The organism is Aeromonas sp. 62-46 (assembly GCF_001898585.1).
Classification (GTDB): domain Bacteria; phylum Pseudomonadota; class Gammaproteobacteria; order Enterobacterales; family Aeromonadaceae; genus Aeromonas; species Aeromonas caviae.
On the sequence record NZ_MKUI01000058.1, the window covers coordinates 419,272 to 435,204 of the forward strand.

Consider the following 15,933-nt stretch of genomic DNA (forward strand, 5'->3'; position numbering starts at 1 on the left):
AGTTAACCACCATAAAGCAGACAAGATGCGGTGTTTGTGTTAAAAAGCGGCATTAAAATCAAAATTAAATAACAAATCAGACACCAACACCTGGATTCCCCCATGAAACTCGTTCTCAATCTGGTTGCCGGTATCCTCGCCGGCCTGCTGCTCGGTCTCTATGCCCCCGAATGGGTCGCCCGCGTGCTGTTCACCGCCAAGACGGTGATAGGCCAGCTCATCACCTTCACCATCCCGCTCATCATCCTCTTCTTCATCATGAGCGGCATCGCCAGCCTGCCGAAGAACTCCGGCAAGCTGCTGGGCAAAACGGTGGGGCTCTCCTACTGCTCCACCATACTGGCGGGCCTGTTCGCCTTCACCGTGGCGAGCCACCTGATCCCGCACCTGACCACGGCCGCCGAGCCCACCGCCGAGGCTGCCACCAAGCTCGCTTCCTACATCAACCTCGAGATCCCGCCCCTGTTCGGGGTGATGTCGGCCCTGGCCGCCGCCTTCGTGTTCGGCATCGGCATCAGCGCCACCCAGGCCACCGACCTGCGCCGGGTCGCCGATCAGGGCCGTGACATCATCGACCGCCTGCTGGCACGCGTGATCATTCCCCTGCTCCCCTTCTACATCGCCGGCGTCTTCGTCGAGATGACGGTGGAAGGCACCGTCTTCGCTACCCTCAAGACCTTCGGCGTGGTGCTGGTGATGGCCATCGTCATGCACTGGATCTGGCTCTGCGTCCTGTTCGTTGGCACCGGCCTCGCCCAGGGGCGCTCCCCCGTCATGCTCATCAAGAACATGCTGCCCGCCTACTTCACCGCCCTTGGCACCATGTCCAGCGCCGCCACCATTCCGGTGGCCCTGCAAGCCAGCAAGCGCAACGGCGTGAGCGACGGCATCGCCAACTTCACCGTGCCCCTGTGCGCCACCATCCACCTGTGCGGCTCCACCATCACCCTGGTAACCTGCGCCACGGCGGTGATGTTCCTCTCCGAACACCTGGCCATTCCGGGCTACGCCACCATGGTGCCCTTCATCATGATGCTGGGCGTCATCATGATTGCCGCGCCGGGCGCACCGGGTGGCGGTGTCATGTCCGCGCTCGGCCTGCTCACTTCCATGCTCGGCTTCGGTGAGGCCTCCATCGCCCTGATGATCGCCCTCTACCTGGCCCAGGACAGCTTCGGCACCGCCTGCAACGTCACCGGTGACGGCGTCATCGCCCTGTGGGCCGACCGCTTCGCCCGGGGCGAGCCAGCACTCAGCACCGAGCAGGACGCAGCCTGATAGCGCAGGCAATAAAAAACGGGAGCCATCGGCTCCCGTTTTTCGTTGGCGCAAGGGGGCGTCTCAGCCTCGGCGGCGGATCACCCCTTCCTGCATGGTGCTCGCCACCAATACCCCATCCCGGGTGAAGAACTGGCCGCGCACCAGACCCCGACCGCCGCTGGCGCTCGGGCTGTCCACCACGTAGAGCAGCCAGTCGTCCAGCCGGAACTCCCGGTGGAACCACATGGAGTGATCGATGGTGGCCACCTGCATGTCCGGCTCCCAGTAGGAGACCCCGTGGGGCTGCAGGGCGGCGAACAGGAAGTGGAAGTCGGAGGCATAGGCCAGCAGGTAGTTGTGGACCCGCTGATCGTCCGGCACCGGGCCATTGGCCTTGAACCAGGTGTAGCGAAGGGGCTCGTGAACATCCGGGCGAATGGGGTCCACCAGGGTCACGGGGCGAATTTCGATGGGCTTCTCGCACAGGATCTTGTCCCGCAGGGCCGCCGGGATCATCTGCTCGTAGGGACGCACCAGCTCCAGCTCGCTCTTGAGCTGCTCCGGGGGCGTGATGCCGGCCGGCATCTTCGCCTGATGCTCGAAGCCCTCGGCCTCCACCTGGAAGGAGGCGTTGAGGTAGAAGATGGGCTTGCCGCTCTGGATGGCCTTGACCCGGCGGGTGGAGACGGTCTGGCCATCGCGGATGTTCTCCACGTCGTAGACGATGGGCTTGTTGGCATCCCCGGGGCGCAGGAAGTAGGAGTGGAAACTGTGGACCTGGCGGTCGCTTGCCACCGTCTGCTTGGCGGCTGACAAGGCCTGCCCCATCACCTGTCCGCCAAACACGGATCGCAACCCGAGATCCTGGCTCTGGCCCCGAAACAGGCCCTCCTCGATCTTTTCGAGCGCCAGCAACGCCAGCAGCTCATCCAGTACCTTGCTCATTGGTTTCTCCTGTCTTTGTGCGCGAAAGGCTAACAAGCCCGTCCCGGCAGGGCAACAGCTCCCTCGGCAGGGTCGAAAAAAAGAAAGAGAAATTGATGAAAACAAAAATACATTAGTAAAAGGAATGAAAAAGCCCCCTGCGCCGCCCTCTTTGTCGTACCAGGCCGGGAACATGTCCGGAACACAAAAAAGCCCGCACCTTGGGGTGCGGGCTTGTGGAGTGTCCGGGGCGAGCGGCCCGTGGCGGCGGCTTACTTGCTGCCGGTGCCGGAATTGCGGGTGGAGGAGGTCGGCTTGCGACGGGCGGTGGTGGCACGGGCGCGCGGCTCCTTGCCCTGCATCTCCTTGTGGCGCTTGACGGCGCGACGGATCTGGGCGGCCTGCTTGTGGCGGGTGCTCTTGCCATCCTGCTGCAGATCGACCTTGGATTCGGTCTCGTTGGGCAGGTTGACCAGGCCGCGCAGGTAGTTCACTTCGGGCAACTTCAGCTCCTGCCAGCCGCCGCGGGGGATGCCGCGATCCAGCTTGACGTCGCCGTAGCGGATACGCATCAGGCGGCTCACCTGCACTTCCTGGGATTCCCACAGGCGGCGCACTTCCCGGTTGCGGCCCTCGGTCAGGGTGACGTTGAACCACTGGTTCAGCCCTTCACCGCCGGCCGGCTTGATCTTGTTGAACTTGGCCATGCCGTCTTCCAGCTGCACGCCCTTGCGCAGGCGCTGCAGCATGGCTTCGGTGATCTCGCCAAAGACCCGCACCGCGTATTCCCGCTCCACTTCGTGGCTCGGGTGCATCAGGCGGTTCGCCAGCTCGCCGTCGGTGGTGAACAGCAAGAGACCGGAGGTGTTGACGTCGAGGCGGCCGACCGCTATCCAGCGGGCGCCATCCATCTTGGGCAGACGATCAAACACGGTGGGACGTCCTTCCGGATCGTGGCGGGTGCACATCTCCCCTTCGGGCTTGTGGTAGGCCAGCACGCGGCAGATCACTTCCTCTGCGGCGCGGGTCTTGACCTGGTGGCCATCCACCCGGATCACGGCGTTCACTTCGACGCGATCCCCCAGCGTGGCGACCTTGCCATCCACGCTGACCCGACCTGCGGTGATCAGGGCCTCCATCTCACGACGGGAGCCTTGACCCGCGCGGGCCAATACTTTTTGCAGTTTTTCACTCATCGGGTTTACCTGATTGTTGATCGCTGCCCGCCGACATCGCGGACAACCTTGGCTCTTGTGGGACGGCCCCGTTGGCCTCCCCACCATGTTCATGCTCAGCACGGCCTGCCAGAGGCTGACCGTCACCGCCCTCGCCCGGCATGAGCGACAAGGGGGTCTGCAGCTCGGGATCCAGCTCGGGGAGCTGCTCCAGACTCTGCAGGTTGAAATAGTCCAGAAATTCACGGGTGGTGGCGAGCAGCTCGGGGCGACCCGCCACCTCCTTGTGGCCGATGCTGCGCACCCAGCCACGCTCCTTGAGGGTGTTGACGATCTGGCTCGACACCGCCACCCCGCGGATGGCTTCTATCTCCGCCCGGGTGATGGGCTGACGATAGGCAATCAGCGTCAGCGTCTCCATCACGGCGCGGGAATAACGGGGAGCCCGCTCGCTCCACAGGCGCGACAGCTCCTCGGCATACTCCTGGCGGGCCTGGAAACGCCAGCCGGAGGCCACTTCTTTGAGCTCGACCCCCCGCTCGCTGTAATCCTGTCTGAGCTCTGCCAGCAGCAACTGGACATAGCGGCCGGTGACCGGGTAGTCCGAGAGCACGCTGCCCTTGATTTCGCTCACCGTGAGGGGACGCCCCGCCACGAAGATCGCCGCCTCGATCAGGGTCTTCAATCGTTCAGCAGGCAGCGCCACGGTGGACCTCCCGGGTCCGCGCCCCTGGCGCAGCCCCTCGCTCAGTGTAGATGCTCATGCTCCTCCCCTTTCCCCTGACTGGCCAGGGCAAAATGGATGGGGCCCAGGGGCTCCGCCTGCAAGATCCAGATCAATTGCTCCTTGCACAGCTCCAGCAGGGCCAGGAAGGTCACCAGCACCCCCATGCGCCCCTCCTCGGCCCGCAGCACCTGCTCCAGGCGCAGGGTCTGGCCCAGGGAGAGCATGGCGAGGATCTCCGCCATCCGTACCCGGGTCGGGATCTGCTCGCGGCGGATCTGGTGATGTTCAAAATGAGTCGCGCGTTTTACCACACTTTGCATGTAAAGGGCGAGTTCAACCAGAGAAACATCGGGCGCCAATGGCTTCAAGGCACCAAAATCCGGCGCCATGGCGGCGGCGACGAAGATCTCCCGCTCCACCCTCGGCAGGGCATTGACCCGCTCCGCCCCCAGCTTGTAGCGCTCGTACTCCTGCAGGCGACGAATGAGGGTGACGCGAGGGTCTTCTCCCTCCTCCTCGTCTTCCAGCTCCGGGGCCTTGGGCAGCAGCAGGCGGGACTTTATCTCCGCGAGCCAGGCCGCCATCAGCAGGTATTCCGCCGCCAGCTCGAGGTTGAGACCCTGCATCAGATCCACGTACTCCATGTACTGGGCGGTGATCTGCAGGATGGGCAGGTTGAGGATGTCGAGCTGCTGGCGCCGGATGAGGTAGAGCAAGAGATCCAGCGGCCCCTCGAAGGTGTCGAGAAACACCTCCAGCGCATCGGGGGGGATGAACAAGTCCTGGGGCAGCTCATGGTAGGGCTGCCCCAGCACGGTGGCGATGGGCGGGGGAAGGGAAGCCTCCCCCGTCGTGCCCGCGGGGGTTGTCAGCGCGGGCACGGGGTCGGCAAGATCACTCAAACGGCGTCGGATCCCCGGCACCGCGGCGACGCAGCACGGGCTCGTCGTCGGAGAAGTCCACCACAGTGGTGGGCTGCTCGCCCAGATACCCGCCGTTGACCACCAGATCCAGCTGCTTGCCGAGCTTGTCGGCGATCTCCTCGGGGTCGAACTCCGCCATCTCGGAGCCCGGCAGGATCAGAGTGGTGGAGAGCAGCGGCTCACCGAGGGCCTCGAGCAAGGCCAGCGCGATGTTGTTGGCCGGGACCCGGATGCCGATGGTCTTCTTCTTCTCGTTCATGAGGCGACGCGGCACCTCCTTGGTGGCCTTGAAGATGAAGGTGTAGGGTCCGGGGGTGTTGTTCTTGACCAGCCGGAAGGCGGTGTTGTCCACCTTGGCATAGGTGGAGATCTCCGAGAGATCACGGCACACCAGGGTGAAGTCGTGGTTCGGCTCGATGCGACGGATGCGGCAGATGCGCTCCAGGGCATCCTTGTTGCCCATCTGGCAGCCCAGGGCGTAGCCGGAGTCGGTGGGATAGACGATGACGCCGCCGTTTTGCAGGATCTGCACCGCCTGGCTGATGAGGCGAACCTGGGGATTGTCGGGATGTACGTAAAAATGCTGACTCATATGCTCTTCTCGCGATAGGGGGCACGCTCGTTGCCCGCTTCATGGTCAAGGGCCCCTTGGCCCATGACACTACCTTAATCTGTTTGACGCTGACTCGCCTGCATCAAAGATGCCGGCCCGGGGGGTCAGCGGCTGGCCAGCAGGCCCGCATGCTCCTCGGGGGTGAGCCCGAAATGACCGGGGTGACCGAGCCACAGCGGCATCCCCTCCTTGGGGAGCCAGAGGTGGCGGCCAAGCTCGGTCCAGTTGGAGGGGAAGTGAAAATCGGACCCCACCGAAATATAGAGATCGTGCTCCCTGGCCCACTGGCCGAGATTCGCCCGCTCCTGGGGGCTCTGCTGGGGCAGGGAGACCTCCATGGCATCCCCCCCGACGGCCTTGAAGGCCACCAGCAGCCGCTTGATCCACTTGGCGGTGAGATTGTAGCGGCTCGGGTGAGCCAGCACCGCCAGCCCGCCTGCGGCGTGGATGGCCTCGATGGCCTCCCCCATCCCGGGCCACTCGGCGGGCACATAGCCCTTGTTGCCCCGGCTCAGGTACTTCTTGAACACCTTCTGCATATTGTCGGCCACCCCGCGCGCCACCAGCACCCGGGCAAAGTGGGCCCGGGTCACGGCGGCGTCACCGGCAAGCTGCTTGGCCTCTTCATAGGTGCCCGGGATGAGGCACTTCTCCAGACGACGCCCGATCTCCTCGGCGCGCGCCTCCCGGCGGGCCCGCTGCCCTGCCAGAAAGGCGAGCAACTGGGGATTTTTCTCGTCCACCCCGAGGGCCACGATGTGGATCTCGTGATGCTCCCACCCGGTGGAGATCTCCACCCCGCTCACCAGGCGCAGTGGCAACTGGTCGGCCGAGATGGTCTGGCGCACCTCCTCAAGCCCGTCGAGGGTATCGTGGTCAGTGACCGCTAACACCTCCACCCCTTTTTCGGCGGCGCGGCGCACCAGGTCGGCGGGGCTCAGCACCCCGTCCGAGGCGGTGGTGTGGCAATGCAGATCGAATCTCATCGGCGTGTTTCGCTCTTGTTTGGGACCTGCCTGGAAAAGGCCGGCAAAAAAGCGACTTGACTTGGCCGCGGCTTTATCGTTTTCTGTAGGCACTTCATTGCAAACATCTTTTTACAGGACTCAATCTCATGCAAGCGACTTCCATCCTGACCATCTGGTGGTGGCACACTCCCTGACATGCGGGCGTGTGGTCGTTGCTGTACCTGTAATCTGACAGCAAGTTAAGAACCCAAAGAAAAAGCCCGCTGACCCCAGCGGGCTTTTTTATTATCCGGCAAATGGACCTGTGATGAAACCGACAATTCAGAGAAGCACACTGACATGGCGATGGCGAACTCGCTGACGTGACCCGAACCCGACCCATTTTCAAGAGAGACAGCGCCATGACCATCGGTGACACACAACACATGCAAGGGAAGGCATTATGACAGGCAACAAGACCCGTTTGCCCCTGGGCGAATTCGATACCATCCGGCTCAATGCCCCCTATGTGACAGACCCCCTGGCACTCTATACCCGACTCTGCCAGGACAGACCCAACAACCTGCTGCTCGAATCGGTGGAGATCGACTCCAAGGCCGGCACCCAGAGCCTGCTGCTGGTGGACGCCTGCCTGCGCATCGAGTGCCGCGGCCGCGCCGTGCAGGTGCGCCCCCTCGGCGACAACGGCGCCGCCCTGCTGCGCCTGCTGGAGCAGCGCCTGCCCGCCGTCATCACCCAGACCCGGGTGGCGGACGAGCTGCAGCTCGACTTCCCGGCGTCCGATCGGGAGCTTGACGAAGACAGCCGCCTCAAGGGCAGCAGCGTGCTGGACGTGCTGCGTACCCTGCAGCGGGAGCTGCAATGCCAGCAGGGCAAAGAGGCCCTCTTCATGGCGGGCAGCTTCGCCTACGACCTCATCGCCTCCTTTGAAGACTTGCCCGAGGTGCCAGAGGGGAGCAACGACTGCCCTGACTACTGCTTCTATGTGGCCGAGACCCTGATCACCATCGACCACATCAAGCAGAGCACCCAGTTGGTGGCCTGCCTGTTCGGCGGCGAAGAGGATGAGCAGCTGGACGCGCGCTACGCCCGCCTGACCGCTCGCCTCGAGTCCTTCAAGCAGGCCTGTCAGCAGCCGCTGCCTGCGCCGCAGGGCTCGGCGCCGCTGACCGGCGTCCTGGCCGTCGACAAGGGGGACAAGCAGTTCTGCGCCGAGGTCGAGAAGCTCAAGGGCTTCATCCGCCGTGGTGACATCTTCCAGGTGGTGCCGTCCCGCAGCTTCTCCCTCCCCTGCCCGGATCCCGTCGCCGCCTATCGCCGCCTCAAGCAGACCAACCCCAGCCCCTACATGTTCTACGTGCAGGACGAGGGCTTCACCCTGTTTGGCGCCTCCCCCGAGAGCGCGGTCAAGTTCTGCGCCAACAGCCGCCAGGTGGAGATGTACCCCATCGCCGGCACCCGCCGCCGTGGCCTCAACCCGGACGGCAGCATCAACCTGGATCTGGACGGCCGCATCGAGCTGGAGCTGCGCCAGGACGAGAAAGAGGTGGCCGAGCACCTGATGCTGGTGGATCTGGGTCGCAACGACATCGCCCGCATCTCCGCCCCCGGTACCCGCTACGTCAAGGATCTGCTGAAAGTGGATCGCTACAGCCACGTCATGCACCTGGTCTCCCGGGTGGTGGGCACCCTTCGCGCCGACCTTGACGCCCTGCACGCCTACCAGGCCTGCATGAACATGGGCACCCTGACCGGTGCCCCCAAGCTGCGCGCCAGCGAGCTTATCCGCATGGTGGAAGGCAAGCGTCGCGGCAGCTACGGCGGCGCCGTGGGTTACCTGAACGGCGCGGGGGAGATGGACACCTGCATCGTCATCCGCTCCGCCTTCGTGAAAGAGGGGGTAGCCCATGTCCAGGCCGGCGCCGGGGTGGTCTATGACTCCAAACCCCAGGCCGAGGCGGACGAGACCCGTGCCAAGGCGGCGGCCGTGCTGGCCGCCATCGCTGCCAGCCATGGCACCTCCCTGCAGGCCCTCAGCGCCCAGCAGGAACAACACAAGGACGTGAGCCATGACTAACATCTTCCTGCTCGACAACTTCGACTCGTTTACCTACAACCTCGTCGACCAGTTCCGCACCCTGGGCTACCCGGTGCGCATCTACCGCAACAGCCTGCAGGCGAGCCGCATCATGAGTGAGATCGACGCCTGCGAAGGGGACGCCGTCCTGGTGCTCTCCCCGGGGCCGGGCGCGCCCCATGAGGCGGGCTGCCTCATCGACCTCATCAAGCTGGCCCGGGGCCGGGTGCCCATCCTCGGCATCTGCCTCGGTCATCAGGCCCTGTGCGAAGCCTACGGCGGCACCGTCGGGGCGGCGGGGGAAATCGTCCACGGCAAGCGCTCCCTCATCGAGCACAACGGCCATGGCGCCTTCGCGGGGCTGCCGAGCCCCTTGCCGGTGGCCCGCTACCACTCCCTGGTGGCCACCTATGTGCCACAAGAGTTGCAGGTGATTGCCCACTATCAGGGCATGCCCATGGCCATCGAGCAGCGTGACGAGCGGGTGCTGGGCTTCCAGTTCCACCCGGAATCCATCATGACCAGCGAAGGGGCCCGCCTGCTCACCCAGGCCCTCGCCCATGTCACCCGTCCAGAAAGCCACGTGCGGTAAGGAAGAGACCATGCATCAACATCTCAACACCCTCTATCAGGGTCAGTCTCTCACCCGCGACGCCGCCCGCGACGCCTTCGGCAAGGTGGTTCGTGGTGAAGTGGATCCCATCGTGCTCGCGAGCCTTTTGACCGCTCTCAAGATCAAGGGGGAGACCCCGGAGGAGATCGCCGGCGCCGCCGAGGCGCTGTTGGCCGAAGCCCGCGACTTCCCGCGCCCGGACTATGCCTTCTGCGACATCGTCGGCACCGGAGGGGACGGCCTCAACACCATCAACGTCTCCACCACCTCGGCCCTGGTGGCCGCCGCCTGCGGCCTGAAAGTGGCCAAGCACGGCAACCGCTCGGTCTCGAGCAAGTCGGGGTCGAGCGATCTGCTCGATAAAATGGGCATCAAGCTCGACATGAGCCCGACCCAGGCCCGCCGCTGCTTGGACGAGCTCGGGGTCTGCTTCCTGTTCGCCCCCCAGTACCACGCCGGGGTGCGCCATGCCATGCCGGTGCGCCAGGCCCTCAAGACCCGCACCCTGTTCAACGTGCTGGGGCCGCTCATCAACCCCGCTCGTCCCAGCTTCCAGCTGATGGGGGTCTATGCCCCCGAGCTGGTGCGCCCCATCGCCGAAACCCTGCTGGCACTCGGCCTGAAAACCGGTATGGTGGTGCACGGCGCCGGTCTCGACGAGATTGCCATCCACGGCCCGACCCAGGTGGCGGAAATCCGTGACGGCGAAATTCGCGAGTACTTGCTCACCCCGGCGGACTTTGGCCTCGACACCTACCCGGTCAGCGCCATCCAGGGCGGTGAGCCCGAGGAGAACCGCGCCATCACCGCCGCCATCCTGGAAGGACGCGGCAGCCCGGCCCACAACGCCGCCATCGCCGCCAACGTGGCGCCGCTCCTGGTCATGGCGGGCGAGGCCCCGGACTTTAGGCAGGCCGCCGCCCGGGTGCTGGCGGTGCTGGCAAGCGGCCAGGCCGCCCTCCTCGCCCGGGATCTCGCCACCCTGAGCCATCAGGAGGCATGATGTCAGCCACCACCGCAGCGTGCCCCAGGGGCACTCACCCAGAACGCCCGACGGGCAACAGCCAGCTTCGCAAGGATAACGAGATGTCAGATGTCATTGCTCCCCACGCCTTTCTGAACATGGCCTCCATCAGCCAGACCATTCTCGGCAAGATCGTGGCGGCCAAGCAGGAGTGGGTCGCCGCCCGCAAGGAGAGCCAGCCCCTGGCGAGCTTCCAGGACGCGCTCACCCCGAGCGATCGGGACTTCGAGGGGGATCTGCGCCAAGGCTCCACCCGCTTCATTCTGGAGTGCAAGAAGGCCTCCCCCTCCAAGGGCTTGATCCGCAACGACTTCAGCCCGGAGGCAATCGCCGACATCTATGGCCACTACGCCACCGCCATCTCGGTGCTGACGGACGAGAAGTTCTTCCAGGGGGATTTCGCCTTCCTGCCCCGGGTACGCGGCCGCGTCCAGCAGCCGGTGCTCTGCAAGGACTTCATGATTGACCCCTATCAGGTCTATCTGGCCCGCCACTATCAGGCGGACGCCATCCTCCTGATGCTCTCCGTGCTCACCGACGAGGGGTATCGCGCCCTGTTCAACGTGGCGAAAGAGTTGGGCCTCGGGGTGCTCACCGAGGTGAGCAACGAGGAGGAGCTGACCCGCGCCATCGACCTCGGCGCCCCGGTGATTGGCATCAACAACCGGGATCTGCGGGATTTGAGCGTCGATCTTGCCCGCACCCGGCAGCTGGCGGCCAGGATCCCGGGGGATCGGGTGGTGATCAGCGAATCCGGCATCAACCACCGCGCCCAGGTGGCGGCCCTGCGCCACCACGCCAAGGGCTTCCTGGTGGGATCTTCCCTCATGGCGGAGCCGGATCTGGAGGCCGCGGTGCGCAAGCTCGTGCTCGGCCAGAACAAGGTGTGCGGCCTGACTCGTCCCGAGGACGCCGCCGCCGCCCATCAGGCGGGCGCCGTGTTCGGCGGCCTTATCTTTGTGGCGAAAAGCCCGCGCTACGTGGACATTCCCGCCGCCCGCGCCGTGATGGCGGGTGCGCCGCTCTCTTACGTCGGGGTGTTTCGCAATGCCCAGCCCGCCACCATCGCCAAGACGGTGGATGCGCTGGGGCTCGCCGCCGTGCAACTGCACGGGGATGAAGATGCCGCCTATGTCGAGGCACTGCGCGCGCTGCTGCCGGCAGGCTGCCAGATCTGGAAAGCGGTTGGAGTCACAAGTGGCGAGTCCCTGCCCGCCCTCGACTACCCGGCGGATCGCCTGCTGCTGGATACGAAAGTCGGCAGCCAGAGCGGCGGCACCGGTCAGGCGTTCGACTGGACTCTGCTGGCCGGGCTCGACAAGAGCAAACTGATGCTGGCAGGGGGGCTCAACCCCGACAACGCCCTCGAGGCCGCCCGGGTGGGCTGTCTCGGCCTTGATTTCAACTCCGGGGTGGAGAGTGCCCCGGGCAGGAAGGATGCCCACAAGCTGACGGCCGCCTTTGGCGCCCTGCGCCAACTGTGAGCGCCCCCGTGACTCATTCAACGAATTAATGAACTGCGTTTGCCCATAAGCACAAGGAATAATGTATGACCCTGCTCAATCCGTTTTTCGGTGAATTTGGTGGTATGTATGTGCCCCAGATCCTCATCCCCGCCCTGCTCCAGTTGGAGAAGGCCTTCGTCGATGCCAAGGATGACCCGGCCTTCGTCGCCGAGTTTCAGGCGCTCCTGACCGAGTACGCCGGTCGCCCGACGCCGCTCACCCTCACCCGCAATTTGACCAAGGGCACCAAGACCCGCCTCTACCTCAAGCGTGAGGACCTGCTGCACGGCGGCGCCCACAAGACCAACCAGGTGCTGGGTCAGGCCCTGCTTGCCAAGCGCATGGGCAAGCACGAGATCATCGCCGAGACCGGCGCCGGTCAGCACGGTGTGGCGACGGCGCTGGCCTGCGCCCTGCTCGGCCTCAAGTGCCGGGTCTACATGGGGGCCAAGGATTGCGAGCGCCAGAAGCCGAACGTGTTTCGCATGAAGCTGATGGGCGCCACCGTGATCCCGGTGCACTCCGGCTCCAGCACCCTCAAAGATGCCTGCAACGAGGCACTGCGCGACTGGGCTGCCAACTATGAAACCGCCCACTACCTGCTCGGTACCGCCGCTGGCCCCCACCCCTTCCCCACTATCGTGCGGGAGTTCCAGAAGATGATCGGCGAGGAGGCCAAGGCCCAGTGCTTCGAAAAAGAAGAGCGCCTGCCGGATGCGGTGATCGCCTGCGTTGGCGGCGGCTCCAATGCCATCGGCATGTTTGCGGACTTTATCGATGAGCCGTCGGTGCGCCTTATCGGGGTCGAACCCGGTGGTCACGGCATCGAGAGCGGCGAGCACGGCGCGCCGCTGGGTCACGGCAGCAAGGGGGTCTTCTTTGGCATGCACTCCTTCCTGATGCAGGACAACCAGGGCCAGATCCAGGAGTCCTACTCCGTCTCGGCGGGGCTGGACTTCCCCTCCGTCGGCCCCCAGCACGCCCACCTGGCTGCCATCGGCCGCGCCGAGTACCCCTCGGTGACCGACAAGGAGGCGCTGGACGCCTTCCAGGAGCTGGCCAAATCCGAAGGGATCATCCCGGCGCTGGAGTCCTCCCACGCCCTGGCCCACGCCCTCAAGATGGCCCGCAGTGAACCGGAAAAAGAGCAGGTGCTCATCGTCAACCTCTCCGGCCGTGGCGACAAAGACATCTTCACCGTTGCCGACATCTTTGAAAAAGAAGGAACCTTGTCATGAACCGTTACGCACAACTCTTCTCCCGTCTGGACAAGGCCAATCAGGGCGCCTTCGTGCCCTTCGTGATGCTGGGTGACCCCACCCCCGAATTGTCCCTGGCCATCGTCGATGCCCTGGTCGAAGGGGGCGCCGACGCCCTCGAACTCGGCATTCCCTTCTCCGATCCGGTGGCGGACGGCCCCACCATTCAGGGTGCCGCCCTGCGTGCCTTTGCCAGCCACACCACCCCGGACGACTGCTTCGGCCTGCTCGCCCGCATCCGCGCCAAGTACCCGCAGCTGCCCATTGGCCTCCTGGTCTACGCGAACCTGGTCTATGTGCGCCACATCGACGGCTTCTACGAGAAGTGCCAGCAGGCAGGGGTGGACTCCGTGCTGGTGGCGGACGTGCCGGTGCAGATGTGCGAACCCTACAAGGCGGCCGCCGACAAGTTCGGCATCGACAGCATCTTTATTGCCCCGCCCAACGGCGATGCCGAGACGCTCAAGGCCGTTGCCGAGCTCGGCTCCGGTTACACCTATCTGGTGAGCCGCGCCGGCGTGACCGGTGCCGAGACCAAGGCCGGCATGCCGGTGGAGGGCCTCATCAACACCCTGCGCGAGTTCAATGCCCCCCCCGCCCTGCTCGGCTTTGGCATCAGCGAACCGGCCCAGGTACGTGAAGCCATCGCCGCTGGCGCCGCCGGTGCCATCTCCGGCTCCGCCGTGGTGAAGATCATCGAGACCCACCACCAGAATCCGGAGCATATGCTCACTCGTTTGAAAGAGTTTGTGGAAGGGATGAAGGCGGCGACCAATCGCTAAGGTTGGGTATGGGGTCAACTATCTGTGACCCTGCTCTGCCAGTTCACATAACCACGCCATAACCATGAGAAAGGGAGCCTGACCGGCTCCCTTTCTTTTTATCTCGCTCTCGCTCGCACCCGCTTGCAGCTCCCAGCTGTTTGCCCCCTCTCCCTCCGGGAGAGGGTTGGGGTGAGGGGAATTGTGCATACCCAGCCAAGTTGGGTGCTCACTCAGCGCACACCTTAGTGACTAATTTGTTGATACAACACAAATTCCCGCCAAAACGAGCTTCTCAACGCGCCCCCCTCGCCCTTAAGATACCCGAATGACAATCAACCTCTCGGAAAAACGCCATGAAAGCGATTGTTGCTAGCTCACGGATGAAAAGCAGCGAACTGGGGGCTGAAACTCAGGGGCGGTAGCCTTGCCTGAAGAGACAGACAAGCCAGTGAGAAAGAGATTTACCTCAACGGCGCTGACTTCCTGTGGGGTCGCAGTTGATGAAAATGTATGAAATTGCGGATCCAGTACCAGCAGGACTTTTCAGTAGGATGCTGTAGTGATACAAACACATCACTACCCTGACTTGTTCACGCAAACGGGATTTGGCGGCTCGCTCTATGACACGCCATAACTATTTTTATACAGCAATAATGTAAAAGTAAAAAAGGGGCAAGTGAATTCGTTTAGTTTTTATAGACAGACTGATAATGTTGCGATTTAATTTCAACTTTCCTTGGTGACTATTGTATAATAGTAAAATTATATAAAAACAATACTATTAAATTAATGCCAACTTATGTTAAACCTGTGTTTAAAGAGAAGGGGATTGAAGTGACGATAAAAGATGACTTTTCCTCAGAAATAAGAGAGGCGATTAGTCAGTGTTATGAATTAGGTTATCATCCATCTCGATTTGAAGAGATGATCGCTACAAGTCATCCCGTAGATGTGGCAAAAAAATTTGTTATTTCAGGTGAATTTCAGTCCGGTTTCAAACAACTAAAACGACTTGGAAAACTGAATCTCACTGTTGAAGGTTTAATGATAAACCCTAAGTATTCAGCACTGTTTACAAAAGGTGAATTGGAAGCAGCTAAATGGCGCCTAGAAAACGTCTGATTTTCGTATAACAAACTCGCGTGGCATTTTCACTATGCTTAATGGTTATTGTGGCATCGGTATTGTGTTACGCCTCCTTAATATGGCGTTATAACTCATTTGAGGTAAACTCATAAAAATGGCTAAACGGGATGACTTCAAAGCCGCTGTAGTGCGAAAGGTTGCTGAGCGCGCTGCATACATTTGCAGCAATCCTTACTGTCGCAGGATCACCATCGGGCCTGACCAAGCCGCATCGAATCTTTCAATTAAAACAGGGGAAGCTGCTCATATCTGCGCAGCCAGTCCGGGCGGCTCCCGTTATGACATGTCACAGACAATTCAACAAAGAGGTGGAATAGCCAATGCAATTTGGCTTTGTGGTGCCTGCGCTGACTTAATCGATAAGAATGGTGGGCATGGTTATCCTGCAGAACATCTCCGAAAGTGGAAGCGTGATCATGAGTCATTAATGAAGGAATGTCTCGAGGGTGGAAAAAGAGTAGTGTTTCAATTTCTTCCTCACCGGTCGGACGAGAAGTTAGCCAAACGATTGATTTGTCTGTTGGAAGATAAAGGCAGCCTTTTTGAACCGTATGATCAGGAAGACCCTAAAAGGGTATTTGAGTCTCTTAAGGAGCTGCGGCTACTCATCACAGGAATCCGAGCTGAGATTTCTCCAGATTCCCCGCTATTCATCATTGCCGAATCTATCGTTCGAGCTTGCCGACATTACATGAATTCAACGCCTGACAATCCGGACCTCCAAGAGCTCAATTTTTCCTTGGGTGCTGTGAGGAAAGTGGTTGGAGTAAACGTCGGTGATCTCATGAGGCATTATGAGATCACTATCAGTAGTGATCTCCAATCAATAGTCCCAGAATGAGTTCTAACAAACGCAGGTATTGGGACAAAATTTCCGCTGCGTTCCAATTTTACCCATGCTGCTAGCGTTATATACCTCGACGCCCTATTTAGATCACACACCCAAAAATAAGCA

Annotated in this window: 15 protein-coding genes; 9 read left to right on the forward strand and 6 right to left on the reverse strand. The window is 62.2% G+C overall.

Annotated elements, in window-relative coordinates; genetic code table 11:
* Nucleotides 1-102 precede the first annotated feature (102 nt).
* Nucleotides 103-1,278 (forward strand): dicarboxylate/amino acid:cation symporter, encoded by a 1,176-nt coding sequence (locus BGO64_RS19690; protein WP_286701227.1) that lies wholly within the window; start codon nucleotides 103-105, stop codon nucleotides 1,276-1,278.
* 63 nt (nucleotides 1,279-1,341) lie between these two features.
* On the opposite strand, the gene tesB is transcribed toward BGO64_RS19690, so the two are convergent.
* From tesB to rnm, 6 genes are all read right to left on the reverse strand, one after another.
* Entirely contained in the window at nucleotides 1,342-2,205 is an 864-nt protein-coding gene (tesB, locus tag BGO64_RS19695; RefSeq protein WP_286701228.1) for an acyl-CoA thioesterase II, read from the reverse strand.
* 251 nt (nucleotides 2,206-2,456) lie between these two features.
* Nucleotides 2,457-3,380, reverse strand: a complete 924-nt coding sequence (gene rluB / locus BGO64_RS19700; RefSeq protein ID WP_039039190.1) for a 23S rRNA pseudouridine(2605) synthase RluB — start codon at nucleotides 3,378-3,380, stop codon at nucleotides 2,457-2,459.
* Nucleotides 3,373-4,065, reverse strand: coding sequence for an SMC-Scp complex subunit ScpB (gene scpB, locus BGO64_RS19705; RefSeq protein ID WP_286701229.1), 693 nt, complete (start codon nucleotides 4,063-4,065; stop codon nucleotides 3,373-3,375). Before scpB ends, rluB begins: the two co-directional genes overlap by 8 nt.
* Before the next feature lie 41 nt (nucleotides 4,066-4,106).
* Nucleotides 4,107-4,988, reverse strand: a complete 882-nt coding sequence (locus BGO64_RS19710) for a segregation and condensation protein A (RefSeq protein ID WP_010673703.1) — start codon at nucleotides 4,986-4,988, stop codon at nucleotides 4,107-4,109.
* The gene (locus BGO64_RS19715; RefSeq protein WP_010673702.1) at nucleotides 4,981-5,601 is read right to left on the reverse strand and encodes an L-threonylcarbamoyladenylate synthase; all 621 of its coding nucleotides are present in this window, start codon (nucleotides 5,599-5,601) and stop codon (nucleotides 4,981-4,983) included. Before BGO64_RS19715 ends, BGO64_RS19710 begins: the two co-directional genes overlap by 8 nt.
* Nucleotides 5,602-5,726: 125 nt before the next feature.
* Nucleotides 5,727-6,608: an RNase RNM gene (gene rnm, locus BGO64_RS19720; RefSeq protein ID WP_039039192.1), complete on the reverse strand. Its 882-nt coding sequence runs from the start codon at nucleotides 6,606-6,608 to the stop codon at nucleotides 5,727-5,729.
* A gap of 424 nt (nucleotides 6,609-7,032) precedes the next feature.
* On the opposite strand from rnm, the gene BGO64_RS19725 reads away from it, so the two are divergent.
* The 8 genes from BGO64_RS19725 (at nucleotide 7,033) to BGO64_RS19760 (ending at nucleotide 15,819) form a co-directional block, all read left to right on the forward strand.
* Nucleotides 7,033-8,667: an anthranilate synthase component 1 gene (locus BGO64_RS19725; protein WP_286701230.1), complete on the forward strand. Its 1,635-nt coding sequence runs from the start codon at nucleotides 7,033-7,035 to the stop codon at nucleotides 8,665-8,667.
* The gene (locus BGO64_RS19730) at nucleotides 8,660-9,259 is read left to right on the forward strand and encodes an aminodeoxychorismate/anthranilate synthase component II (RefSeq protein WP_069785302.1); all 600 of its coding nucleotides are present in this window, start codon (nucleotides 8,660-8,662) and stop codon (nucleotides 9,257-9,259) included. Before BGO64_RS19725 ends, BGO64_RS19730 begins: the two co-directional genes overlap by 8 nt.
* Before the next feature lie 10 nt (nucleotides 9,260-9,269).
* Nucleotides 9,270-10,283 carry an anthranilate phosphoribosyltransferase gene (trpD, locus tag BGO64_RS19735; protein WP_286701231.1) on the forward strand — a complete coding sequence of 338 codons (1,014 nt, stop codon included), beginning with the start codon at nucleotides 9,270-9,272 and terminating at the stop codon, nucleotides 10,281-10,283.
* Entirely contained in the window at nucleotides 10,283-11,788 is a 1,506-nt protein-coding gene (gene trpCF / locus BGO64_RS19740; protein WP_286701232.1) for a bifunctional indole-3-glycerol-phosphate synthase TrpC/phosphoribosylanthranilate isomerase TrpF, read from the forward strand. The genes trpD and trpCF overlap by 1 nt, the downstream gene beginning before the upstream one ends.
* Before the next feature lie 65 nt (nucleotides 11,789-11,853).
* A complete protein-coding gene (trpB, locus tag BGO64_RS19745; RefSeq protein ID WP_041214833.1) occupies nucleotides 11,854-13,047 on the forward strand; it encodes a tryptophan synthase subunit beta in 1,194 nt (397 codons plus the stop codon).
* Nucleotides 13,044-13,850: a tryptophan synthase subunit alpha gene (gene trpA, locus BGO64_RS19750; RefSeq protein ID WP_113725446.1), complete on the forward strand. Its 807-nt coding sequence runs from the start codon at nucleotides 13,044-13,046 to the stop codon at nucleotides 13,848-13,850. Before trpB ends, trpA begins: the two co-directional genes overlap by 4 nt.
* A 792-nt stretch (nucleotides 13,851-14,642) precedes the next feature.
* Nucleotides 14,643-14,954, forward strand: coding sequence for a hypothetical protein (locus BGO64_RS19755; protein ID WP_286701233.1), 312 nt, complete (start codon nucleotides 14,643-14,645; stop codon nucleotides 14,952-14,954).
* A gap of 118 nt (nucleotides 14,955-15,072) precedes the next feature.
* Complete coding sequence (locus tag BGO64_RS19760) at nucleotides 15,073-15,819, forward strand: DUF6650 family protein (RefSeq protein WP_286701234.1); 747 nt, start codon at nucleotides 15,073-15,075, stop codon at nucleotides 15,817-15,819.
* Nucleotides 15,820-15,933: the final 114 nt, after the last annotated feature.